The 24,244-nt window shown below is 34.2% G+C and carries 31 protein-coding genes and 1 tRNA gene; 22 read left to right on the top strand and 10 right to left on the bottom strand.

Annotated features, from left to right (window positions below):
• Positions 1-41 precede the first annotated feature (41 nt).
• The 16 genes from AAG186_RS07480 (at position 42) to AAG186_RS07405 (ending at position 14,371) form a co-directional block, all read left to right on the top strand.
• Positions 42-923, top strand: coding sequence for a LicD family protein (locus AAG186_RS07480; protein ID WP_342621548.1), 882 nt, complete (start codon positions 42-44; stop codon positions 921-923).
• 17 nt (positions 924-940) lie between these two features.
• Positions 941-2,080: a CDP-glycerol glycerophosphotransferase family protein gene (locus AAG186_RS07475; RefSeq protein WP_342621547.1), complete on the top strand. Its 1,140-nt coding sequence runs from the start codon at positions 941-943 to the stop codon at positions 2,078-2,080.
• Entirely contained in the window at positions 2,073-3,455 is a 1,383-nt protein-coding gene (locus AAG186_RS07470; RefSeq protein WP_342621546.1) for an O-antigen ligase family protein, read from the top strand. Before AAG186_RS07475 ends, AAG186_RS07470 begins: the two co-directional genes overlap by 8 nt.
• 45 nt (positions 3,456-3,500) lie before the next feature.
• Entirely contained in the window at positions 3,501-4,235 is a 735-nt protein-coding gene (locus AAG186_RS07465) for an IspD/TarI family cytidylyltransferase (protein ID WP_342621545.1), read from the top strand.
• A 393-nt stretch (positions 4,236-4,628) separates the two neighbouring features.
• Positions 4,629-5,672, top strand: coding sequence for an AEC family transporter (locus AAG186_RS07460; protein ID WP_342621544.1), 1,044 nt, complete (start codon positions 4,629-4,631; stop codon positions 5,670-5,672).
• A gap of 23 nt (positions 5,673-5,695) precedes the next feature.
• Positions 5,696-6,688 carry a 2-hydroxyacid dehydrogenase gene (locus AAG186_RS07455; RefSeq protein ID WP_342621543.1) on the top strand — a complete coding sequence of 331 codons (993 nt, stop codon included), beginning with the start codon at positions 5,696-5,698 and terminating at the stop codon, positions 6,686-6,688.
• 229 nt (positions 6,689-6,917) lie between these two features.
• A complete protein-coding gene (locus tag AAG186_RS07450) occupies positions 6,918-7,976 on the top strand; it encodes an NAD(P)-dependent oxidoreductase (protein WP_342621542.1) in 1,059 nt (352 codons plus the stop codon).
• Positions 7,969-8,985, top strand: a complete 1,017-nt coding sequence (locus AAG186_RS07445) for an acyltransferase (RefSeq protein ID WP_342621541.1) — start codon at positions 7,969-7,971, stop codon at positions 8,983-8,985. Before AAG186_RS07450 ends, AAG186_RS07445 begins: the two co-directional genes overlap by 8 nt.
• A gap of 261 nt (positions 8,986-9,246) precedes the next feature.
• Positions 9,247-10,293 carry a 23S rRNA (adenine(2503)-C(2))-methyltransferase RlmN gene (gene rlmN, locus AAG186_RS07440; protein ID WP_342621540.1) on the top strand — a complete coding sequence of 349 codons (1,047 nt, stop codon included), beginning with the start codon at positions 9,247-9,249 and terminating at the stop codon, positions 10,291-10,293.
• A gap of 97 nt (positions 10,294-10,390) precedes the next feature.
• Positions 10,391-11,209 (top strand): ATP-binding protein, encoded by an 819-nt coding sequence (locus tag AAG186_RS07435; RefSeq protein WP_342621539.1) that lies wholly within the window; start codon positions 10,391-10,393, stop codon positions 11,207-11,209.
• 43 nt (positions 11,210-11,252) lie between these two features.
• A complete protein-coding gene (locus AAG186_RS07430; RefSeq protein WP_342621538.1) occupies positions 11,253-12,107 on the top strand; it encodes a lysophospholipase in 855 nt (284 codons plus the stop codon).
• A 220-nt stretch (positions 12,108-12,327) separates the two neighbouring features.
• Complete coding sequence (locus tag AAG186_RS07425) at positions 12,328-12,765, top strand: GNAT family N-acetyltransferase (protein WP_342621537.1); 438 nt, start codon at positions 12,328-12,330, stop codon at positions 12,763-12,765.
• Between the two features lie 176 nt (positions 12,766-12,941).
• Positions 12,942-13,018, top strand: a tRNA-Arg gene (locus AAG186_RS07420).
• Positions 13,019-13,135: 117 nt separating this feature from the next.
• Positions 13,136-13,510: a helix-turn-helix domain-containing protein gene (locus tag AAG186_RS07415; RefSeq protein WP_181950053.1), complete on the top strand. Its 375-nt coding sequence runs from the start codon at positions 13,136-13,138 to the stop codon at positions 13,508-13,510.
• A gap of 47 nt (positions 13,511-13,557) precedes the next feature.
• A complete protein-coding gene (locus tag AAG186_RS07410) occupies positions 13,558-14,115 on the top strand; it encodes a hypothetical protein (RefSeq protein ID WP_342621528.1) in 558 nt (185 codons plus the stop codon).
• Between the two features lie 43 nt (positions 14,116-14,158).
• Positions 14,159-14,371 carry an integrase core domain-containing protein gene (locus AAG186_RS07405; protein WP_342621529.1) on the top strand — a complete coding sequence of 71 codons (213 nt, stop codon included), beginning with the start codon at positions 14,159-14,161 and terminating at the stop codon, positions 14,369-14,371.
• A 55-nt stretch (positions 14,372-14,426) separates the two neighbouring features.
• Here AAG186_RS07405 and AAG186_RS07400 read toward each other — a convergent pair whose 3' ends face one another.
• Both AAG186_RS07400 and AAG186_RS07395 read right to left on the bottom strand, forming a co-directional pair.
• Complete coding sequence (locus AAG186_RS07400) at positions 14,427-15,437, bottom strand: acyltransferase family protein (protein ID WP_342621536.1); 1,011 nt, start codon at positions 15,435-15,437, stop codon at positions 14,427-14,429.
• A 73-nt stretch (positions 15,438-15,510) separates the two neighbouring features.
• Positions 15,511-15,939, bottom strand: coding sequence for a YhcH/YjgK/YiaL family protein (locus AAG186_RS07395; protein ID WP_342621534.1), 429 nt, complete (start codon positions 15,937-15,939; stop codon positions 15,511-15,513).
• A 185-nt stretch (positions 15,940-16,124) separates the two neighbouring features.
• Here AAG186_RS07395 and AAG186_RS07390 point away from each other — a divergent pair, with 185 nt between their 5' ends.
• Genes AAG186_RS07390 through mltG form a run of 3 tightly spaced genes read left to right on the top strand, consistent with a single transcriptional unit; the run spans position 16,125 to position 17,744 of the window.
• Positions 16,125-16,373, top strand: a complete 249-nt coding sequence (locus AAG186_RS07390; RefSeq protein WP_342621533.1) for a hypothetical protein — start codon at positions 16,125-16,127, stop codon at positions 16,371-16,373.
• A gap of 39 nt (positions 16,374-16,412) precedes the next feature.
• Entirely contained in the window at positions 16,413-16,634 is a 222-nt protein-coding gene (locus tag AAG186_RS07385) for a sulfurtransferase TusA family protein (protein WP_275142699.1), read from the top strand.
• Between the two features lie 30 nt (positions 16,635-16,664).
• Positions 16,665-17,744, top strand: a complete 1,080-nt coding sequence (gene mltG / locus AAG186_RS07380; protein ID WP_342621532.1) for an endolytic transglycosylase MltG — start codon at positions 16,665-16,667, stop codon at positions 17,742-17,744.
• Positions 17,745-18,453: 709 nt separating this feature from the next.
• Here mltG and AAG186_RS07375 read toward each other — a convergent pair.
• Complete coding sequence (locus AAG186_RS07375) at positions 18,454-19,356, bottom strand: LysR family transcriptional regulator (protein ID WP_003774705.1); 903 nt, start codon at positions 19,354-19,356, stop codon at positions 18,454-18,456.
• Positions 19,357-19,580: 224 nt separating this feature from the next.
• Between AAG186_RS07375 and AAG186_RS07370 the strand changes: the two genes are divergently transcribed.
• On the top strand, positions 19,581-20,147 hold the full coding sequence (locus AAG186_RS07370) for a DNA-3-methyladenine glycosylase I (protein ID WP_342621530.1): 567 nt from the start codon (positions 19,581-19,583) through the stop codon (positions 20,145-20,147).
• A 173-nt stretch (positions 20,148-20,320) separates the two neighbouring features.
• Positions 20,321-20,689 carry a hypothetical protein gene (locus AAG186_RS07365; RefSeq protein WP_003774709.1) on the top strand — a complete coding sequence of 123 codons (369 nt, stop codon included), beginning with the start codon at positions 20,321-20,323 and terminating at the stop codon, positions 20,687-20,689.
• Positions 20,690-20,749: 60 nt separating this feature from the next.
• Here the strand turns inward: AAG186_RS07365 and AAG186_RS07360 are convergent, their stop codons facing one another.
• The 7 genes from AAG186_RS07360 to AAG186_RS07330 form a co-directional block, all read right to left on the bottom strand.
• Positions 20,750-20,962, bottom strand: coding sequence for an integrase core domain-containing protein (locus tag AAG186_RS07360; RefSeq protein ID WP_342621529.1), 213 nt, complete (start codon positions 20,960-20,962; stop codon positions 20,750-20,752).
• A 43-nt stretch (positions 20,963-21,005) separates the two neighbouring features.
• A complete protein-coding gene (locus AAG186_RS07355; protein ID WP_342621528.1) occupies positions 21,006-21,563 on the bottom strand; it encodes a hypothetical protein in 558 nt (185 codons plus the stop codon).
• Positions 21,564-21,610: 47 nt separating this feature from the next.
• Entirely contained in the window at positions 21,611-21,826 is a 216-nt protein-coding gene (locus AAG186_RS07350) for an ArsR family transcriptional regulator (RefSeq protein ID WP_125164248.1), read from the bottom strand.
• Positions 21,802-22,014, bottom strand: coding sequence for a spermidine/putrescine ABC transporter (locus tag AAG186_RS07345; RefSeq protein WP_342621527.1), 213 nt, complete (start codon positions 22,012-22,014; stop codon positions 21,802-21,804). Before AAG186_RS07345 ends, AAG186_RS07350 begins: the two co-directional genes overlap by 25 nt.
• A gap of 67 nt (positions 22,015-22,081) precedes the next feature.
• Positions 22,082-22,243 carry an amino acid permease gene (locus AAG186_RS07340; protein ID WP_200548872.1) on the bottom strand — a complete coding sequence of 54 codons (162 nt, stop codon included), beginning with the start codon at positions 22,241-22,243 and terminating at the stop codon, positions 22,082-22,084.
• Between the two features lie 62 nt (positions 22,244-22,305).
• Positions 22,306-22,581, bottom strand: coding sequence for a hypothetical protein (locus tag AAG186_RS07335; RefSeq protein WP_331836680.1), 276 nt, complete (start codon positions 22,579-22,581; stop codon positions 22,306-22,308).
• Complete coding sequence (locus AAG186_RS07330; RefSeq protein WP_331836681.1) at positions 22,566-22,718, bottom strand: hypothetical protein; 153 nt, start codon at positions 22,716-22,718, stop codon at positions 22,566-22,568. The genes AAG186_RS07335 and AAG186_RS07330 overlap by 16 nt, the downstream gene beginning before the upstream one ends.
• 169 nt (positions 22,719-22,887) lie before the next feature.
• Between AAG186_RS07330 and AAG186_RS07325 the strand changes: the two genes are divergently transcribed.
• Positions 22,888-24,219 carry a Sapep family Mn(2+)-dependent dipeptidase gene (locus tag AAG186_RS07325; protein ID WP_331836682.1) on the top strand — a complete coding sequence of 444 codons (1,332 nt, stop codon included), beginning with the start codon at positions 22,888-22,890 and terminating at the stop codon, positions 24,217-24,219.
• The last annotated feature ends 25 nt before the right edge of the window (positions 24,220-24,244 follow it).

Raw genomic sequence — 24,244 nt, 5'->3', positions numbered from 1 at the left:
AGTCTATGATTGTAAGTTGAAACGAAAAGAGGTTGAAGTTTGTGGAAATTTTTGATTTACTCGATGTTAAAGAAGAAGAATTGAAGGCACTACAACAAAAGAATTTAGAAATTTTGGAATATTTTGATGCGTTTTGTACTGACCATAATTTACAGTATTCTTTATTGGGTGGAACACTGATTGGTGCGATTCGTCATCATGGCTTTATTCCGTGGGATGATGATGTAGATCTTATGATGCCACGAGATGATTATGAAAAATTATCAAAAATATGGAATCAAGAGTCTACTAATTCACAGTATGTACTTGTAAGATCAGATTTAAAATCTAATTATCATGATGCTGGAATTGGGATAAAAGATACGCAAACAACATTTATAAATAAACATAGTATTAATGATGATGTTATTCATTCTATTGGTATTGAAATAATGCCGATAGATGGAGCACCAAAAAGTAAAGTAAAAAGAGTGCTTCAACTTTATAATGCTTTTATATTTGCTTTGTTTAATACTCAGAGACTTCCTGATAACAAAGGAAATGTTATTCGAAAAGTGTCGGCTTTTATCTATGCAGTAGTTCCTTGGAAAAAGACTCGCTACAATATTTGGAAACGTGCTGAAAGACGAATGACTCAGTATCGGTGGGAAGACTCGGATGAAGTTACTGAATTAATTGGTAGTATCCGAGGAATGACAACATTACATCCTAAGGATGATTTTGAGTCTGTGGTTAGAGTTCCGTTTGAACACCTTAGCTTACCTGTGATTAAGGGATATGATCGATACTTGACTTTAATCTTTGGTGATTACATGGCGTTGCCACCAGTGCAAGAAAGAATTGCGAAACATAATGTTGAATATATTAATACTGAAGAGCCATATCACAAGTTTAAAAATAAATATTACTGTATTAAAGATTAAAGAAAGGAGATGATTGTTTGAAATATTATTTAATTGTTCTCATTCGTAATGCTTTAAAGATTTTTTTTGTTTTTCCAATTCAAAAAAACAGGATTATTTTCAATGCCTACAATGGTAAGCAATATGGATGTAACCCAAAGTATATTTATGAATATTTAGAGGATTATTCTAATAAATTAGATTTAATATGGGCATTTGAGAGCACTGAAAAGTTTCATTTTGATGCCCCTATTAAAAAAGTTAGATATAAGAGTTTGAAGTACATTTATTACGTTTTAACTGCAAGTATTGTAGTTGAAAACTCCGAGAGTTGGTCAATAATACCGAAAAGAAATGGTCAGACTGTAATAAACACTTGGCATGGTGGAGGTTCTTATAAAAAGGTTGGGACATCTCGAAAAGATGGAAATTCTTTCAATACCAAAAATGTTCGAGATAAAAACCGTAGGGTTGATTTATATTTATCAAGTAGCAAAGCATTCTCTATTCAAACAATACGTGAATCCTTTGATTATTTCGGAGAAATAATGGAAAAGGGAATGCCAAGAAATGATATCTTAGTCAACAGAAATGAATCGCTAGCTCAACAGGTCAGAAACAACCTCAATATAGGAAATAAAAAGGTGGTATTAATAGCACCTACATTTAGAAATGTAACTGATTTTGCACTCGAGCGTTTTGATTTTGACATGCTTCTAGATGCACTTGAAGCAAAAATGAAAGGGACATGGGTTATTCTATATCGAAGTCACTATTATGAGACATCTAAGGTTAATGATTCGAGAATCATTGACGTGTCTAATTATCCAGATATGCAAGAATTACTCTTGGCAACTGATGTTCTTATTACAGACTTTTCGTCATGTATGTGGGATTTCTCGCTTTCTTTTAAACCAGTTTTTCTCCTCTCGTCAGATATTGAAGAGTATCAAGAAAAAGAGAGAGAATTTTATACAGATCCGTATTCCTGGCCATACCCATTAGCACTCACATTTGATAAATTAATTCAAAATATATCTAATTTTGACGATGATGAGTACCAGCAGAAATTGGTTTCACACCATGAGAATTTACAGTCCTTTGAATCTGGAAAAGCAACAAATGCAATTGGTGAGTATATATTAAGAAAAACGATAAGAGAGGATTTTCATGAATAATTTAGTTTTAGGATTCAAAGATTTTGTAGGAAAACTCAAGGATTATCCCCTTACAATCATTTCAGTTTATTTTGTTACTTTTTTTGTTTATAGAGATTTTGGTGTAAGAATGATTTATGGACAAATTTTCTTGACATTGTTACTTGTTGTATTTTTAATATATCATCTCAAAGAAAATAGGAAGATATCTTTCCTTAATATAAAAGTGCCCTATATTTTATTATCATTAGTTACCTTAATTATCTTCATTAGACCTGATTCTTTAAAAGATAAACAGAATATTGCTTATATTATTTTAATGCTCATTACAACTGGATTTCTTGTCACAACAACTCAATCAAAAGATGATGTAAGGAAATCGTTAAAAGTATTTATATTCTCGTCAACAGTCTTTAGTATAATAGTTATCTTTTTTCAAATATTTAAGAAGCAGTTTTGGGATTTTGTTTTTCCAATGCTTTCCCATACCGCTCAAATTTATGCGAAAAAGTACTTTTTTTCCGGATATAGTATGTCTCTAGGTGGGATATCATTTACATTATATGTGGTTATATTTGGGTTATTGAGTACGGTATCCTTGTTTCTTTTTATGAATCCTACCAAGAAAGAAAAGTATATTTACGCTGGTTTGACTGGATTATATTCAATAGTAATTCTTCTTTCAGGTCGCAGAGGAGAATTGGGGGCGTTATTAATTTCGTTTGCATTATTTTATATTATCAAAGGCGATAGAGAAACAAGAATTTCTAGGCTGAAGTGGCTCGTTCTTGGAATTATCGTTTTCAGCATTGCGATTGTGATTTTTCTGCCGTTTTTAAGTAAATTAAAGTTTTTACATCGATATACTATGACACTAAATGCTATCCTGCACGGATCGCAAGTTGCTGGCGGTGTTTCTTCCGGGCGTGTGCAGCTTTATCAGAAAGCTTGGGAACTATTTCTGCAAAATCCTATTTTCGGTATTGGTCATGGTAAGTTTACGATTATTTCTTCAGCAATACATCTATCTGCCGAAGGAAAAGGAATGGATGTCCACAATAGTGTTTTGCAGTTACTTGCTGAGACAGGGATTACTGGATTATTCTTAGTGGTAACACCTTTTATATATATTTATTGGAATACAATGAAAGATACATTCACACTTTGGAATGAAAATAATAACGAAGAGTGTCCTTATGTATTGATTTCAAATTCTATATCCTTTGTTATGCAAACTTTTATTTTGATAACTTCCATGGTGGATCCAATCAATTACAAAATTGTATTTTGGTTACTTTACTACATTTCATTTTACTTGTACGTTTATAGTCACACTAAATTAAAAAGTGAGACATTTGAATTCGAGAGTAAATTTTTGTGTATCCATAAAGATTAGTCATTATTACGTTTATAAATTATATAAATAACATAGGAGGAAATAATGAAGAATATAGCACTTATATTTGCTGGTGGAACCGGTAGTAGAATGGGAAATACTGAAAAACCTAAACAGTTTCTTAATATTGATGATAAACCAATAATTGTTCATACATTAGAAAAATTCAATAACTGCTCTGCGATTGATGGGATTGTAGTTACTATCCTTGCAGAATATATAGATTACATGAATGAACTTGTCGCTGAATACTCTCTAGATAAAGTAAAGTGGATTGTTGAGGGAGGGGAGACTGGACAGCTATCAATATTTAACGGACTTGATGTTGTATATAAAGATGATAGAACTTGCGAAAATACTGTCGTGTTAATTCATGATGGAGTACGCCCTATAATAACAGAAAATCTCATACTAGAGAATATAGTTACTACAAGAACTCACGGAGCGGCAGTTACAGTTGCCCCAGCCACCGAAACTGTATTTAAGAGTGAAGATAAAATCAAAATTATGGAAGTCTTAAAGAGAGAAGATTTATTTTACGCAAGAGCACCTCAGACATTTTTTATGAAAGATATCTATAATACACATCTCAAAGAAATGGATCTGGGTATTACAAATAATATTGATTCATGCAGCATGATGTATAAATATAATCATGCAATGTCATTTGTTTTAGGAAATAGTTCAAATATCAAAATCACAAACTATGAAGATTATTTTATTTTTGAAGCACTATACAATTTGAATAAGAAAAGAGAAGAAGGACAGGTCTTATCTTAAAAATAACAAAACATCCCTTAAGAAATGGGGGATGTTTTGTCATTTGATATGAAATGTTCGACATAACTAAAATTTATGTCGATTTTTGATGAATAGTAGATTAAGGCTATTAAAAAGATATCTTTCATATTGATTTTGGGTTTATGAGTCTGATTATATTTGATTAATATTGTCTTATATTTGTTAAATCCACGGTTAATTTGTTAAAAAACCGACGATAATTCACATAGTTTAGCAAATATGGTTTAAATATGTGATAATTGACTCAAAAAGTTTATAATACTTTTCGTTATCGCACCATAAGTCTACGTTATGGGAGTATTATGTTTATACCAAGAAGCGCTGGGGAAGCAAATGTGCTTTTTGAAATATCAATTAACGGAGGAGAAATTAATGGATATTATAAAACAAGTCCTGTCTGATCAGGCATTTCTAGGTGCGATATTCTCAACAATATCAATTATCCTTTTAGGTTACTACCTAAAGAAAACAAACAAAGTTACAGATGATGCATCAAAAGCATTAACTGCTGTATTGCTTAATGTTGCGTTACCAGCATTAGCATTCAAAGCATTTATGACTGATATTAAACCAGAAACATTTACTGTTGGCTTAAACTCATTCATCTTTGGTTTTGTGGCATATGTACTTTTAATTCTTATCACATTAGCTTATACAGCAAAATATAAAGGTGATAAACTCGATGCAATGCGTGGGCTTACAATTTTTGGTTCCACAACATTCTTCGGTATTCCTATCATTTCTGCTTTCTTAGGAAATGAAGGAGCACTTTACGCAAACTTATTTAATGTAGCATACCGTGTATTCCTATACTCATATGGCTACATCTTATTCTCAGGTTTAAAATTTGAGAAGAAAAATTTAAAACAAATTATTCTTAATCCAATCATTATTGCGACATTCTTAGGATTCTTAATCTGGATGTTCCAAGCAAGATTACCACAAGTAACAGTAGGTGCTGGTGAAACGGCTAAGACAGTTGCATTCTTACGTTTAGATGTTACACTTCCATGGTTCATGAAAGCTGTTGGTTACTTAGCATCACTATCATCACCACTTGCATGGTTAGCAATTGGTATGACATTAGCAAAAATCTCACTTAAAGATGCAACTAAAGATGTGAATGTATGGATCTACTCATTCGGAAAACTGGTTGTAGTTCCAGCAATTATGCTACTTATCATGATCTTTTACAAAAAAATCGGATTCTTACCATTAGACTACGTTGCGATTACTGGCGTTATCATCATGTTGGCAACTCCACCTGCAACCGTTGCAGTAAGTTATGCAATTAACTTTGATAAAGAAGCATTATTCTCGTCAAATGCATCACTTGTTGCTACAGTATTATCGATTGTTGCAATCATTCTATGGTTAGTAATTCTTACAGCATTACATGGCGTAGGAATTATCTAAGAATCAAATAAAGGAGATTTAAAATGAAACTATTATGCTACGGTGTTCGACCAGTAGAAAAAGAATTCTTTGTAGAATTAAATGAAAAATTTAATTTCGACTTAGTTTTAACAGAAAAAATGCTCAATGACGAAACAGTTCATATGGCAGAAGGTTGTGAAGCCGTAATGCTTCGTGGGAATTGCCCAGGAAATCGCCAAAATTTAGAAATTTATAAAAATTATGGCGTTAAGTATGTCTTAACACGTACAGTAGGATATAACCATATTGACTTAGAAGCTGCTAAAGAATTTGGCTTGAAAGTTGCTTATGTACCTTTCTACTCACCAAATGCAATTGCTGAATTAGCATTAACACTTTCATTAACACTTGCACGTCATACTCAATACACAGCGAATAACACTCATAAAGGAAACTTTAAAATTGATGATTTTATGTTCAGTAAAGAAATTCGTAAATCGACAGTTGGGATTATTGGTTTAGGTAAAATCGGATTTACCGCAGCTACAATCTTCAAAGGTGTTGGTGCGAATGTTATTGGATACGATGTTGTTGAAAAGGACTACCTTGGTGATATATGTACTCAAGTAGATCTTGAAACACTTTTAAAAGAGTCAGACATTATCTCAATGCACATGCCTTACTTCAAAGGTTCAAATGATGAATTCTTGAATGCAGAGAAAATTGCACAAATGAAAGATGGCGTTATTGTTGTGAATACTTCACGTGGAGAACTTCAAAACATTAATGACATTCTTGACACAGTTGAATCTGGTAAAATCCAAGGCTTTGCAGCGGACGTTCTTGCGAATGAAACAAAATACTTCAACAAAGATTTGTCTGGAGAAGCATTCGATGAATTACAAACACGCTTAAATAATCTTTATCCGCGCGTTCTTGTAACACCACATGTTGGTTCATATACGGATGAAGCTGTAAGTAATATGGTTGAATATTCATATGAAAACCTTCAAGAATTTATCGAAAAAGGCGAATCAAAAAATGAACTAGTTTAAACGTAAATTTAAAAACCAACATATTCGTATAGAATATGTTGGTTTTTTTATCGTTATTTGTGAACATGACTTGAGAATCTGTAAAGCTTTTATATTTAGTTGATTGGACATTAACACTTAGATATAATAAATACATTAGGATAAGTAATTAACCCGCATTTATAGTGGGTGCTTACTCACAAAACCGATTTTAAAATTTGTGAAATTCATAGAGGATAGGGGAGACATTATGAAAAATGTAGAATATTCAGATTTAATGGAAATAATAGACTCAGAAGGAATAAAATGGAATCAATTGGAAAATAGTACATTTCTAATTACTGGAGGGACAGGTCTTATTGGAAGTATGATGACCAAAATGCTCTTATTAAGAAACGAATTATACGGATCTAATATAACTATTTATTTATTGGTTCGTGATATTGAACGATCAAGACGACAATTACAAAAATACAAAAACTCGGATGAAATTCTATATATTGAATCTTCTGTAGAAAATGCAGATTTTACTAATCTCAATGTTGATTATATTGTACATACTGCAGCACCTACTAAATCTTCTTTTTTTGTTAACAATCCAGTTGAAACTATTGAATCAATCGTTTTAGGTACAATGAATGTTTTAAAATATGCAAGCAAATCATCTGTGAAAAGCATGGTAAATGTTTCTTCGATGGAAAGTTATGGAACGATTGAAAGTGACAGTGTTTCTGAAGACCATTTGGGTATAATTCCGCTAAACTCGCTTCGAAGTTCTTATCCGGAAGCGAAAAGACTTACTGAGCTTTTAGCTTACTCATATAGCCAAGAGTATAGTACAAATGTAACATCATTAAGACTTGCTCAAACATTTGGTGCTGGAATTACTGAAAATGAGAATCGTGTTTTTAAGTACTTTTGCGATTGTGTTCTAAATGGAGAAAATATTGTTTTAAAAAGTACTGGGCAGACGATAATTAATTTTTGCTATTTAAGTGATGCGATAAAAGCAATACTTATTCTTTTAATCGATGGAGAAAGAGGGGAAACATATAATGCATCAGGAGAATCTTATGAAATGACCATAAAAGATATTGCAGAATGGTTAATTAAGACACATGGAAATGAAAATGAAGTCATTTATGATATTGATGAGACCCAAATGTTCGCTCCAGTAAATAAAATGATCTTAAATAATGAAAAGATTAAAAAACTTGGTTGGAATCCTAAAGTTGATGTTAAGGAAGCGTATTCGCGTCTATTGTTATCCATAAGTGAAACAATAAAAACTGAGGGAAACGATGAATAATGATAAGAAAATATTGACCTGGGGGACACTTAGTCAATATAGAAGTCAAATCTATGGATTTACAATTATTTGGATTGTTCTATTTCATATTTGGGAATCTTTCAGCAAATATATTACATATAATTGGGTTGCAGTCAATTTCATTAAACGAGGAAATATGGGGGTTGACATATTTCTTTTTCTCTCTGGAATTTCACTCTATTATTCGATGAAAAAACATCCGCAACAATCTACAAAAAGTTTCTATAAGAAAAGATTCAATCGGTTGATTAAAATTTATATACTAGTCTGTATACCTTTTTTTATTTTGATGAAAGCAACAAATAATTATAGTATTGAAGAACTAATCAAGCAATTATTGTTCATTAATAAAAATGTTAACTCATTTTGGTTTCTTCTTGTTATTGCAATTTGTTATTTGGTTTACCCAATACTGTATAGATTAATTCAAAAGAATAAAAAGAGCTATATCTATCTGGGAATAGCCCTATATACAGGCTTGGTGATAATCTTTATGACTGTTAATATGGATGGTTACAAATATTATGAAATTCTGTTATCTCGAATCCCAATATTTTTTATCGGTGCTTCTTTAGGTGATTTAGTATACGAAAATCAACAAATATCAGAGAAGGTAATTTTTGGAGCATTATTGGTCATAATTCTTTACGGCCGTATGAATTTTTTGTTTTCAAAAATACCATTCACTAATTATTACATGCCGTTAATTCGAAGATATGAGCTTGGTATACAAGGTTTTTCATTTATGATACTATTTGTAATCATTATTCAATATTTAACAGAAAGTAGAACTTATAGTTTTCTAGGTAAAATAGGAGCAATAACATTGGAAGTCTACGTAACTCATATTATTTTGAGAAATGTACTTTTGAATATAATAAAGGTTCCTGTATCGACACCACCACAAATCTTTTTGTTTTCACTGTTCTTCGTACCAATTTCATTGTTCCTAGGGAGATTATTGTCACGAGTTTTGGATAAGGTTTAACAAGTCTATACTCTTTACTAATAAAACAATTGGCAGAAAATCATTCCTGAGTTGATTAGGTAAAGTTAAACAGAAACTTCCGGATAGAAATTTTAAATCGGAAGTTTTTTTATTTGTGATTTTGCTAAGAACTCTCACAATTCTCACAAGATTGTCTCATATGATTCTGGATTGAACTAATTTGTGAAAAAAAGTTTAAATTATGCAATATGGAACTATGAAGTTCAAGGTACCCGTGCTAGACTTGATACGGTGATAAATATGAAATCAATATATGAATATGATTTAAATGAAATGGGCGATCTTTTTGAGTCTTATGGAGAGAAACGTTTTCGCGCGAAACAACTTTTTCAATGGCTCTATCAAAAACGTGTTAGCTCATTTGATGAGATGAGTGATTTAAGCATCACTTTACGCGAAAAGTTAAAAGAAGATTTTGTTTTGGATACATTAAATGTTGTAATGAAACAAGTCGCTTCGGATGAAACGACTAAATTTTTGCTTGAGTGCCACGATGGCGCCCTTATTGAGACAGTTATGATGAAACATGACTATGGATATAGTGTCTGTGTAACATCTCAGGTGGGCTGCGCAATGGGCTGTAAGTTCTGTGCATCCGGTCTTTTAAAGAAAAAACGTAATCTCACTACAGCTGAGGTTGTCAACCAAATTATGTTTGTCCAACGTCATTTGGATGAGCAGGATAAACGTGTAAGTCATATTGTTGTCATGGGTATTGGGGAACCGTTTGATAATTATGATAACATCATGCGTTTCATTCGTATCGTGAATCATGATCATGGTTTGGGGATTGGTGCACGACACATTACGGTTTCAACTTCTGGTGTTGCTCCAGTGATTCGAAAATTCGCAGATGAGAAAACGCAGGTAAACCTTGCGATTTCACTTCATGCACCTAATGATGCACTCCGTTCGGAAATTATGCCGGTTAATAAAATGTTTAATCTTGAGAAGTTGTTTTCAGCTTTAAAATATTATCAAGATCAAAGCAATCGCCGTTTGACGTTTGAGTATATTCTAATTGATAACGTTAATGATCAGTTAGAACATGCCAAGGAATTAGTACAGCGAATCCGAGGTATGAATGCATATGTAAACCTCATCCCTTATAATGAGGTGGATGAGAATCCATTCCGTCAAACGAAACCGGAACAAGCTGCGAAGTTTTATGATTACCTTAAACGTAATGGTATTCAATGTACCATCCGACGTGAAAAGGGAAGTGAAATTGACGCCGCATGTGGACAGTTGCGTGCCAATGTGGAGAAGCAACGTAAGACATCGTAATAACCAAGGGTCGGTGCATAGCGACCGCTTGGTTTTTTATTGCGTGAAGTTTTGATTTTATGTTAGGATTTGATTAGAAGCTAAAGGAGTAGCGTATATGACGCATCAAAACACGATTTTAAAAACGTATCGTAAAGAAATTTGGACCCCTTTTATGAAGGGGGTTTCAACCTATAATTTAATTCAAGAAGGGGATTGTGTCGGCGTCTGTATTTCAGGTGGGAAAGACAGCATGCTCATGGCGTTATGTTTTAGTATTCTTGTCAAGTACTCCAAGATTCCATTTACAGTTAAATATTTGGTGATGGATCCAGGGTATACCCAATCTAATTGCGACCAAATTCAGAAAAATGCGGATGTGCTCGGTTTGGATATCACGATTTTTGATGCAACCATTTTTGATTATGTTGATAAAATTGAAAAGAATCCTTGTTATCTGTGTGCGCGGATGCGACGTGGATATTTGTATGAATTTGCTGAGTCTTTAGGTTGTAATAAAATTGCATTAGGGCATCATTATGATGATGTGATCGAAACGATTGTGATGAATATGTTTTATGGCGGTCAGGTCGGAACGATGATGCCACGGTTGAAGTCTACAAGTCATCCAAGTATTGAGTTGATTAGACCACTCTATTTGGTTCGTGAGGCTTCAATTGTACGATGGGTTAATTATACTGGTCTTACCTTTCTTCAATGTGCCTGTCGCTTTACTGAGCATAGCCTAGATCATGAAACAAAGAGTAAACGCAAAGAAATTAAATCATGGATTCAAGAATATAAGAAGATTAATCCTTTTATTGAGGCAAATATCTTTAGAAGTGTTGAGAATGTTAATTTAAACAAAGTAATCTCATATTATAATGATGAAATGTCACATCATTTCTTAGAAGGATTCAATGAGGGTGATGATTAGTCCCAGTCGTGGTATGATAATGTAAAGAATGAGAGGTATTAGGATGTATGATTATTTAAAAGTAAGTCAGGATGCTTCGTTATTTTATATTAAAAACAGTGTACCAAAACCTCGAGGTGTGGTGGTGATGTGTCATGGATTTACGAATCATTCGGGTGATTACGATGTTTATGCACGTTTACTTAATGAACACCAATATTCGGTTTATCGTTATGATATGAGAGGTCATGGTAAGACTAAATCTGAACGTGGTGATATTGATTCGTTTGAGACCTATGTGAAGGACCTTCATACTATCATTCGTCTTGCTACTCGGGAAAACATACATATTCCCTTATTTACCCTTGGATTTAGTATGGGCGGTTTAATTTCAGCTTTGTATGGTGTTCAATATCCCAACAGTTTAAGTGGTCAAGTGTTTTTAGGTCCTGCCGTAGGGTATGTGAGTGCAGTTCGGGGTCCGAACAAACTTGCATTGAAAGTAATGAATAAGATCGCGGATGATCTTCTTGTTAAGTTTTCAGGGGATTCTTTAGAGCTGAATAATCCGGTCCAAAAAGAGGCGCTTGAACGTGACTATGCGTTTACAAGCAAAAATCCGCTAAAACTTTCCTATTTTACTGTTCGATTTGCGAAAACAGTTTTTATTGATGGAGCTGAAACTATTTTGTCTCAACTTAAGTATTATCGATATCCCGTATTGATTGCGCAAGGAGAGAATGATCCGACCGTACCTAAAGATATTTCGGAAACTTTTTATGATAAAATCCGTTCTAAAGATAAACAATTAAAAATTTATCCCAATATGAATCATGTTTTATACGATGAGCCAAATGGTATGGTGGTGATGCAAGAGAGTGTTGATTGGTTAAATGATCGAACTACGCCACGAGTCTAATATTTTTAGTAGATGTATTTAGTGTGCAATTTGTAATTAAAGGTAGCCATAATTTCCAGAATTATGTTTTGTTTGAAAAGGGTATGTTTATGGTTAATAGTTATAGTAAACATTTAGGACTATTACGTTATAGTGCATAGCTAATTCAAAAATCATCAAGGAGATTTAATCTAGATTTCACGATTGAGCTGTACGATGAAATAAGGGAGGTGGGGGAGATATGAAAATTGAGAAAAAATGGTTTCAAGATTTAACCAAAGAAGAACTGTTTGAAATGTACCGGTTGCGTATCAATGTTTTTGTGGTGGAACAAGAATGCGCCTATCAAGAGATTGATGATTTTGATTTGGTAGCACTTCATATATTTGTTCGTGACGATAATGGTGATTTAGTGGGCTATGGTCGCGTCTATGATGCAGGAAGTTTTAATACCTTTGGACGTGTTTTAATCTTGCCAGAACTACGCAAACAATCGTTGGGTTCAGTTTTAGTCGAAACTTTAATTGATACAATTAAGACAACGCTCAAAGACAAACCAATCCAGATTCACGCGATTGCATCCCTTAAGAGTTTTTATGAAAAACGTGGATTCAAAGCTATTGGACCGATTGTGGTTGAAGATGGAATTGAACACATTGATATGGAATATAATTCATAATTTCATCAAATCAGTTATTAGCACTTTCTTGCTATTTGCTACATAAAAATCACAATAATTGCACAAGTACAATTTGTATATTTGCTTATTTGTTATTTTTCATATTTGAGCATTGCATATTCCTAAAACCTAGCGTATAATAGGAAACATCAACAGGGATTATGTTGAAACACGATGCGCCCGTAGCTCAACTGGATAGAGCACTTGATTACGGCTCAAGAGGTTATGGATTCGACTTCTGTCGGGCGCGCCAAATATTAAATAAAACACCTACGCATGTATGGAGTAGTAAACTAAAAGTAGACAAGTAAAAAAGACTTGTCTACTTTTTTTGTGTAATAATAAAATCAGAGATAAAACGGAGGTATTAATGATGGGAAGACCCAAAGGTGGATTAAATAATAAATGGACTTATGAGGATCGTATTAAAGTCGTTACACGTCATATTGATGAACATATAAGTGCTGCGAAACTATCACAAGAAACAGGAATACCTAAAGGAACGATTAATGGTTGGATTGATCGATTCATGCGCGATGGTAAAGAGGGTTTAAAAAACAAGAAAAAGACAGGAAATCATTTTTCTGCGCTTCATACGAGTAAATCATTAACTGAGATCGAACGACTTCAACTCGAAATTCTAAAACGAGATATTGAGATTGCACGATTAAAAAAAGGGTACCAGGTGAAAGGAGTTGGTGTAAACAAGGAGTTCGTTACTTTAAAAGACAAGAATTCCAAATAGCACATGACTTATCTTTTAAACATCCGATTACGTTCATTCTTAGATTTATGAATTTGAACCGATCTGGTTATTACAAGTGGTTAAAGCATAAGAATGATCTCAATATTTATGAACAAAAAAGAGCGATTCTTAGCTTTGTGATTAAAGACTGGCATCGCCGATTTCCAAGTTATGGTTACCATGATATCGCTGCAGTCATGAGAAAGCAAAGTGATTTAGGGATTGAATTTTCAGATAATTTAATCCACAAGTGTTGCAAGTTTTTAAATATTAAATCAAAAGTTAAACACTATTCCTATAAAAAATCTGGAACACAAAGTCGAATTGATCCTAATATTATAAAGAATCAATGGAAGGCAACCAAACCTTTAGAAATTATTGTTTCAGATATGACACATATTCGAAACAAAGGGATTAATTATGAATGGACCTTAATGGTTGATACCTTCAACAATGAAATTATAAGTTCTGCATTATCGCGTACAACTGGTGATCCTAAGCCTTACTACAAGTGTCTCGAGGATCTCCTTGCGCTACTTAAGGATAATAAAAAAAACAGCTCCCACGATTCTTCAAACAGATCAAGGAGCTGTCTACCACTCTAAAGCTTTCGCTAAAGCGCATGAAAATCATAACATAATTAGATCTATGTCGCGAGCTGGAACACCTACAGATAATCCAATTATCGAATCATTAAATGGATGGATTAAAACAGAAATGGCGTGTGATTATCAATACTGGTCCGTAGATAACTTTGAAAGTTTTAGCGAAGAATATGTACATTATTTTAATTTTGAAAGACCTGCTTATTGTTTAAATTACAAAACCCCTATCCAATATAAAATGGATAAGGGTTTCTAGTCTTTTATTAATGTCTACTTATGTTTGACAACTCCAGCATGTAGGTGTTCTTTTTTTATTGTTCCTGAGATCTAAAGAGACGACTATAAATATAGAATAAGAATCGATCATAATAAGAAACAATACGCTTGTTTGACAGAGTGTATAAAATTATACCACACCAACTTAAGACAAGTGCTAGTCTTAAGTAAAGATTATCAAGATTAAACGTAATTGGTGCCATTAAGACAAGAAGATATGTATGAAACATATAGATATTTAAAGAGTTTTTCCCAAAACGATTAAATGGTGTCTTACGGTCAGGAACAAGGTTTAATACAACATAAATTCCCATAAATCCAAGACTATAGCGAATTAATGACAAGAGAATAGGGTATCCCATCGTGGAAAAGAGTTCATGATAAGAACGATCTCCCCATAAAAATTCAGCAGGCAGGTTGAGTATGAAGGTGAATAGGTATGCTGCAATCATGAGTAATGCAACGACAAGGAATGGATACTGTCTCGGTTGTGACTGTATATCCTCAACCGTTTGGTGTGAGGTGAAATATCCTGCCAGGAAATAGGGCAAGAAGACAAGAACACGGGACAGGGTTAAATAGTCACCAAACTCTGTAAAAAGTCCCCCTATAACGCCAATAAACAAGCTGAGAGCGAAGATATCCTTGACTTGCAACAATGAGGGTAAGAGTAGCTTCCAAATAAACATAGCTAGAAGAAACCACATGGCCCAACCCGGTGTTAGAAAACTAAAAATTGGAAGTGCATCTGAAGTTTGCATTCCAAGTGGTAGCATCTTCAACAAAGCCCATAGCGTATTAAAGATAAAGAACGGGATAAAAAAATTGCGGAATGCGTCATTACGTCCTTTTTCAATATTCTTAGAAAGATACCCAGCAATAAAGACAAAAGCAGGCATATGGATCATATAAATCAAATTATAGATGAACTGAAGACTTTGAAAATCATGACGTAAAAATTCGAAGCCATGTCCGAATACGACCAGCATTATAAGTATTCCCTTGAGATTATCGATCCAGAGGTATCGTTGTTTAAGTGTAGTCATAAAGCCTCCAATTTCCTCTATAATAACAAGATTCATACCTCAAGTCTATGAAATAGAAAAACTGCCGAAGCAGTTAAACGCGAACTTTATAGACAATTTTAGAGATGGGATTATTACCGGTAAGATCATAACCCACTTTGTGTGCTTCATGTTCAAAGAAAACAACAAACATACCGGGTTTTATATAACCTTCTAAGCAATGCTCGATGCTATTGCCAAATAATATATCATGTTCTTCATCATAGTCTGTTTGATGTATAAGTTGATCTTTGTGTGTCATTTTAAAAGATTCAGTACCTTCTAATACGACATGAACATCATAATAAACACGGTGTAATTCAAAAGACTTCTCAGCTTCAAGGCCCGTTTTAAAATTTATGAAATTCTTAATTAAGGTTGATGAGGGCTCAGAAAGTGTTGTTTGTATATCCTTCAATACCTCATCCAATTTTGGATATAACCCAAGGTATAAATGTGCATTACTGATACGGTCGTAAATCATCTTCAATCCTCCTTGACACCATCATACACAAGATTTCAACCGTGTTATTTAATTTTGTGCATCAGTGCCATAAACTATGTATTTCATGACATATTACTTCTATGCCTACAGTGTTCAAGTAAAATATTGATAGGGAAGGATGTTTGATTCACTACAATAGATTAACACCACCTTCTCAAATAATAGTGAACATAGAACGTTACCATCAATCACATCCCCTTGCATATAAATCGGCGGTTGATTTATGTCGTGTATTGATGCTCTCTATGTTCAACCTCTATTCAATCATTCCCAATGCAGAGTTTATCCATTCTTTGCAATTGATTGAATCATCCAATGAGCACTGTGTCGGACAACGCAGTGCTTTTTTCGCATTATTTGAAGCATTCAGCCTGTATATTTGTCTAATTCTTCGTTTTACGTTGACAAGTTGACGAACTGTTTGTACTATAAACAAAAAAGGAGATGATGTGATGAAACGGATTGATTGTCTTGGTGAAATTTGTCCTTACCCTATGCTTTTACTCCAAAAAGAATATGATGCCTTATGTTCTGGAGAATCTGTTTTACTGGTTACTGATCATCATTGTACTTTATCTGCAGTGGGTGTTTATTGTGATGCGCAAGGGTTTCGTTACAGCCCTAATGAGGTAATACCAGGAGTTTGGGAAATTACGATCGAAGCAAAGCAATAACGAAGTGCAATCAAAATCTTGAGGGGTTCTATGAAAGATTTAGAGAAGAAACAACGTTATGTTTATCTCGCAGCATTAATGATGCTGCTTTTTATTGTATTTGTAAGGGGTGGAGCTCGAATTAAAATGAGCCACGATACGATGCGAAAACCCGCGACTTCAGATTCGGATGTTGTTGTGTTTTTGGTAACATCGGATGACACGCTAGAGAGTATTGCGGAACGTCTTGAAGGGCAAGGTGTGGTTCGCTCAAAAAAATTCTTTAAGAAAGCAATCCAACAGATTAATGCGCAAAACATCAAACCTGGAAATTATTTTTTGGATCGATCATCAACGTATGACGAACTTGCAACACAATTAACCAATCCCGAAAACAAGGTCGGAAGAGAAGTTGATATTACCTTCCTTCCCAATGATTGGGCTAAAGATTTTGCGATGAAAATTGGTAGCATTACCAACCTTAAAGCAGATGACATTTTAGCGGCTTGGAGTGATCCAGTGTACTTAAAATCCCTAAGCAAGGACTATCCGTTTTTAACTGAAGCTGTATTAAACCCCTCGTTAAATGTTGGTTTAGAAGGGTATCTTACCCCTGAAACCTATCGTTTCTTTACTCAAACAACCGTCGATGCGGTTACGCGAAGACTTTTAGACCAAACCCTTGCGTTCTATCAAGAACATAAAGCTTTATTTGAGACTCAAAAACTCAAGATCCATGAAATCTATACACTGGCTTCAATTATTAATTTTGAAACCGAAAATTTTGATGATATGAAACGGGTCTCCGGTGTATTTTATAATCGACTCCAATCGGAAATGCCCTTGCAATCCAGTGTTACCGTCTGTTATGCATTGTATGAATATGAAACCTGGCAACAATGTGAATCGAATACAGATATTGATTCTAAATTTAATACATATCAACATTTGGGACTTCCTATTGGTCCGGTTATGAATCCATCTCAAAATGCACTCTTAGCTGCAATGGAACCGGAAAGAAACCAGTATTATTATTTTGTTGGTGATATGAAACATCATGATGTTTATTTTGCGGAAACGTTATCAGAACATGAGTATAATGTGGAAACATATGTTGATCCCTATCGATAACCCTAAATTCAAAAGAGCAACCACCTAAGGGGCGGTTGCTCTTTTTGAATTTAGTCTAAACCGTATCTACCCATCTTTCGAAAATTAAGAAAGCCGTTGTTTATGGAATTAGGCAATCGATTTTTGATTTTTTTGTCGAGTATCATCAATACAGCAGAAATCACATATGTAAGTAACACAAGAATTAATGATATATAGATTGGTTTAACAAAATATTGATCTACATCCAACCATTTCGTCAAATCAAAAGATTCACTACGGACCGTAATTAGCATTGGATATATTGACATAAATATTAATGCAGTGTACAAAACTAATAACGTTCTAATTATTGAAATCATGTTCTTCATATTTAATCCCCCTCAGTTCCATTTGGAAGAAGGATTCGCAAATCCCGAATACATTCTTCTTTAAATCAATTCTAGTATTTTAGAAAAAAAGGAAACGATTTCATAATAGAGGATTCACTACATTATTTTTAATAGAACAGTCATTAAGAAAAAAAGTAAAAGCGTTGGAATATACTTGGTACCGAACCGAGTTAATCAGAATTCATAAAAGGGCACATCTTGCATTATCCTGTTCTTGAAAGATCAAATTAGTATTCGAAAAAAAACATTCCCTCTATAATCCAAATATATATCGAATTGAAGTGGATTAATCATGGTGAACGTTTTAAAAAAGAAAAAGCAGAATTCATCTGCTTTTTCTAACACTTCGTCGCATCAACTTGATCTTCAATATAATGCATAATTTCTAGGTGTTCTTCCATATTTTCGTCTGTAATATTTTTACGGATGAGATGGTACTCTGACATAAACTCAAATCCCTCAAGCTTAATAATTTTAAGTTGTTTATTATAAACTTCTTTTTTAATAGACATGTAAGGCAAGAATGCCAGGCCGAATCCACGCACGGTTGATGTTTTAATGGATTCAGTAGTATCCAATTCATAAGGGATGCGTAATCTTGATTCATCAACATGACATTTCTCAAGTTGTTGGCTGAGTAACTGACGGCACTTCTGGGACTTCTTCAACATCAATACTTGATATTCATAAAGTTCTTCGACCGTTAAGGTATCTGGAACATCTAAATCCGTACTTGCGACCAGGTAGTATGGATCTTGAATTAAAGGACGGCAATAAAGGGATTCATCAAGGGGCGTTCCAATGATAAAACCGATGTCTGCCTTTCCTTCTACAATTTGATTTTCAATTTCAATACTGGACGCGGCTTTCATTTCTAAATCATAGGATTCAAAATTTTCTTTAATGCTATGGATGGTGCAAGGAAGGGCATAAGCATATACAATTGGTGTTGCCATGATATTAATGCGGTGATTTTTATCATGTTTAAGGTTTTCAACTTCTTTAATCATTTTATCGTGACATGAAATCAATCGTGTTGCATATTTTAAAACGACTTCGCCTTCATCCGTGAGCGCCACACCTTTGTGGGTTCGTTCAAAAAGCGTACAGTCAAGGTGGGTTTCCATTGCTTTGATTTGTTGACTCAATGCGGGTTGAGAGATATTCGCAAGTTCCGCAGCACGTGTGATGCTTTTATATTTTGCGACATCTACAAATGCTCGATAAAAACTAATATTCATGAGGATTCTCCTTGTGTAATTTAGATAATTATATCACAAGGCTCTTGATTTGGTTTATCAACCAATAAGTAATTGTTATGGCACAAACGGATTTTTAAGTGTTTTATCAGAAAAGATATAAACCTTGTGAAATGTGTTGTTTTCTAACAAATATTCGCGATGTTAATATCAAATAAACACACTTTTGAGCTAACTTCGGTATAATAAAACAAAAAGGAGTCTTTATGGAAAAACAACGTTGTGAATGGGCGAATCGTAATCCCTTAGAAATGATGTATCACGATACAGAATGGGGTCGTAAGTCTGAAGATGATCGTTATTTATTTGAAATGTTGATTTTAGAAGGTATGCAAAGTGGTTTAAGTTGGACCACGATTATTGCGAAACGTGAGGGGATGCGCGAAGCCTTTGCGAATTTCGAACCGGCACGACTTATCCGTTTTACTGAAGAGGATGTAGAACGTCTTGTTTTAAATCCGAATATTATCCGTCACCGTCTTAAAATTCAGGCAGTAATATCCAATGCGCATGCATACTATAAACTAACAGAAATTCATGACAGTCTCGCAAAGTTTTTATGGCATTATGTTGATTACAAACCAATCATCAATCATTACAATGATATGTCAGAAGTTCCTGCATCCACACCACTATCAATTCAAATCAGTAAAGATTTAAAGAAACTGGGATTTAAGTTTGTCGGTCCAACGACGATTTATGCTCTCATGCAAGCTGTGGGCATGGTAGATGATCATTTAGAAGACTGTTTTTTAAAACTAAAGACTGATTAATAATAGTTCTTTGCTATTTTCATAAAAGATTACACACTATACATATTTAGGTTTCTTTTAGTCATATATCCCTCGTATTCCACACTTTTTGGTTGTACAACTACAGGAAGTTATTTATTTCTTTCTTCTGTGTTTTAATATTAGTGAAGACTATAGAGTCTGAAGGAGGAAACATGAATCGATTTTTTTCTATAATCTTGGTTTTTTGTCTATCAATTGCTTGCATGGAACAAGTTCTTACAACAGAAATTAGAGCAGATGAAGTAATTGAATTTCCAACTAATGCACAGGTATGGAACGAAGAGGAAACGAGTTTAGAAAAATATATTCCTATCACAACATTCCAATCAAGTGTTGATAAACCACACCGTCGATCTAAAAGAGCAATACCATTATGGATTGTACCTGCAATTTCATGGTGTATTTCAACTAATTGTATCCAGGGGATTAATACTCTAGTTCAGAGCGCTCTTCGTACTCCTGGTAAATGGAATATGCTTTGGAATCGAATAGAATCCTTATGGAATAATCGAAATTCTTAAGCAAGAAAAAGACCCACGATACAGTGGAGTTGTCAAACATAAGTAGACATTAATAAAAGACTAGAAACCCTTATCCATTTTATATTGGATAGGGGTTTTGTAATTTAAACAATAAGCAGGTCTTTCAAAATTAAAATAATGTACATATTCTTCGCTAAAACTTTCAAAGTTATCTACGGACCAGTATTGATAATCACACGCCATTTCTGTTTTAATCCATCCATTTAATGATTCGATAATTGGATTATCTGTAGGTGTTCCAGCTCGCGACATAGATCTAATTATGTTATGATTTTCATGCGCTTTAGCGAAAGCTTTAGAGTGGTAGACAGCTCCTTGATCTGTTTGAAGAATCGTGGGAGCTGTTTTTTTTATTATCCTTAAGTAGCGCAAGGAGATCCTCGAGACACTTGTAGTAAGGCTTAGGATCACCAGTTGTACGCGATAATGCAGAACTTATAATTTCATTGTTGAAGGTATCAACCATTAAGGTCCATTCATAATTAATCCCTTTGTTTCGAATATGTGTCATATCTGAAACAATAATTTCTAAAGGTTTGGTTGCCTTCCATTGATTCTTTATAATATTAGGATCAATTCGACTTTGTGTTCCAGATTTTTTATAGGAATAGTGTTTAACTTTTGATTTAATATTTAAAAACTTGCAACACTTGTGGATTAAATTATCTGAAAATTCAATCCCTAAATCACTTTGCTTTCTCATGACTGCAGCGATATCATGGTAACCATAACTTGGAAATCGGCGATGCCAGTCTTTAATCACAAAGCTAAGAATCGCTCTTTTTTGTTCATAAATATTGAGATCATTCTTATGCTTTAACCACTTGTAATAACCAGATCGGTTCAAATTCATAAATCTAAGAATGAACGTAATCGGATGTTTAAAAGATAAGTCATGTGCTATTTGGAATTCTTGTCTTTTAAAGTAACGAACTCCTTGTTTACACCAACTCCTTTCACCTGGTACCCTTTTTTTAATCGTGCAATCTCAATATCTCGTTTTAGAATTTCGAGTTGAAGTCGTTCGATCTCAGTTAATGATTTACTCGTATGAAGCGCAGAAAAATGATTTCCTGTCTTTTTCTTGTTTTTTAAACCCTCTTTACCATCGCGCATGAATCGATCAATCCAACCATTAATCGTTCCTTTAGGACTTGTGATAGTTTCGCAGCACTTATATGTTCATCAATATGACGTGTAACGACTTTAATACGATTCTCATAAGTCCATTTATTATTTAATCCACCTTTGGGTCTTCCCATGATTAATCCCTCCGTTTTATCTTTGATTTTATTATTACACAAAAAAAGTAGACAAGTCTTTTTTACTTGTCTACTTTTAGTTTACTACTCCACGATACAGTGGGTCTTTTTAGGATCCAAAAAAGAAAATTAAGGAAGCAATCATAAAGGCAATTAAAATCCAGTAGATAAGCATCGCTACCACTTGCTTTTTTGTATCGCTCCATTCTTTCGCATCGACGTAGAAAATCGCAATACATCCGATAACAACTTCAAATAGTACTTCTAACATCGTTCCCCCCCCATAATAGATATATTATAAAGCATAGGTTTATGAAATCGTTACCCACTCGATCATTTTTTAGTAAATTTAAGATATGCGTCCAAGGCATTCACGGTCGTTACGGTTAGATTCTGTGGTAATTCATCAAGGGGAAACCAACCCATACCACCCAATGCGTCGGGTTCCATTAAACATGGATTGCCATCGGTAATGTGCGCAAGATATGTTGGTGCAACATAATGCACGGCTTCTTCAATCAAAATATGATTGGTCGCACACAAAAGCTGATCCAATTGGATCTCTAGATTTAATTCTTCTTTAATTTCGCGTTTTACCGCATCTTCCAAGGTTTCATAGAGTTCAACTTTTCCACCAGGTAAACTCCAATGATCTTTCTCTGGATTTTTTTTCGTAAAACAAGCAGGACTTCACCTTCTTGCAGAATCATGGCACCAACGCCAACACGGGGTTCATTTTGTATCATCAGGATCTCCTTGTTATTACTTCAAGTATACCGCATCTTAAATTGTTTGTGAGTGAATATCACGAGTTCGGGCAAGGGTGAACCGCGAGAGGGGTACTTTATCCATGCACTCTTTGGTATAATAATAAGAGAACGTTTCAAGCTTACTTGAAATGAATGAGGAGGATCTATGGACTTAAATACAAAAGTAGAATCAGTTTTTGAAGATTATAAACGTGATTTGGAACGCCTTGTATCAATTGCAAGTGTTCTTGACGAAGAAGGTCAAAAACCATTTGGCCAAGAAATTCAAAAAGCACTTGAAGAAGTGTTAGCGATTGCGAAGGAAATGGGCTTTAATACATTTATCGACCCAGAAGGCTATTACGGTTATGCGGAAATTGGTGAAGGCGAGGAAATGTTTGGTGTGTTGGGACACATGGACGTTGTACCTGCCGGAAATCTTGCATCATGGAATACGAATCCTTTTGAATTGGTTGAGAAAGACGGCATGTTGTTTGGACGTGGGACTTCTGATGATAAGGGACCAACTTTAGCCGCTATGTATGCATTAAAAATGTTGTTGGATGAAGGGAAGTCTTTAAACCAACGTGTACGCTTTATTTTTGGTACGGATGAAGAATCCTTGTGGCGTTGTATGAATGCTTATGTTGCGAAGGAAGAACTTCCATCACAAGGATTTACACCGGATTCATCTTTCCCATTGATTTATGCCGAAAAAGGTTTGATTGAGTTTACACTCACAACACATCAAATTACCGACATTCACTTTAATGGTGGGGGTGCATTGAATGCAGTACCGGCTGAAGCATCAACGTCATTTGATCCAGAAGTAGTGAAAGCCTTGGATGAATTGGGTTATCCTTATGAAATTAAGGATGATGTAATTACTGTTACGGGTAAAGCGATGCATGCACAAGTTGCCGATCAAGGTGAAAATGCAATTACGCATTTAGCCCATGCATTATATACTGCGGGTAAACGCAGTGAAATGATCGATTTTATTGTGGAAAAATGCTTAGATCCAAACGGTAAACTCATCTTTGGTGATGTTTATGACGATGTTTCAGGTAAATTAATGCTTAATGTTGGGAAAGTAAGTTTTAAAGAAAACATTCAAGAAATTGGAATTGATATTCGTTTCCCTGTTACTTATCCAAAAGAAGAAGTGGAAACAAATCTTAAAAAAGCAGCACACGAACATTCTGTTGTCGTGGAGTTGTTTGACTATCTAAAATCCATTTATGTGGAAAAAGATTCTGAGTTTATTCAAAGCTTAATGGGCGCATACCAAAGTGTTACAGGTGATATGGAATCCGAGCCGAAGACAAGTGGTGGTGCAACCTATGCACGTGCTATGGATAATGTCGTCGCTTTCGGTGCGATTTTACCGGGTGGCTTGAAGACAGAACATCAACCAAACGAATGCATCAGTATCAATGATATGAAAGTTGCGATGGCGGTTTATGCGCAAGCATTCTTAAATCTTGTGATTCAATAAATAGAAGTTAGTAGGGGAAAATAAA

The sequence above is a fragment of the Erysipelothrix sp. P66 genome (assembly GCF_038682365.1).
GTDB lineage: Bacteria > Bacillota_I > Bacilli_A > Erysipelotrichales > Erysipelotrichaceae > Erysipelothrix > Erysipelothrix piscisicarius.
The sequence above is the reverse complement of the archived record's forward strand: the minus strand, read 5'-3'. Positions and strand labels throughout refer to the sequence as shown.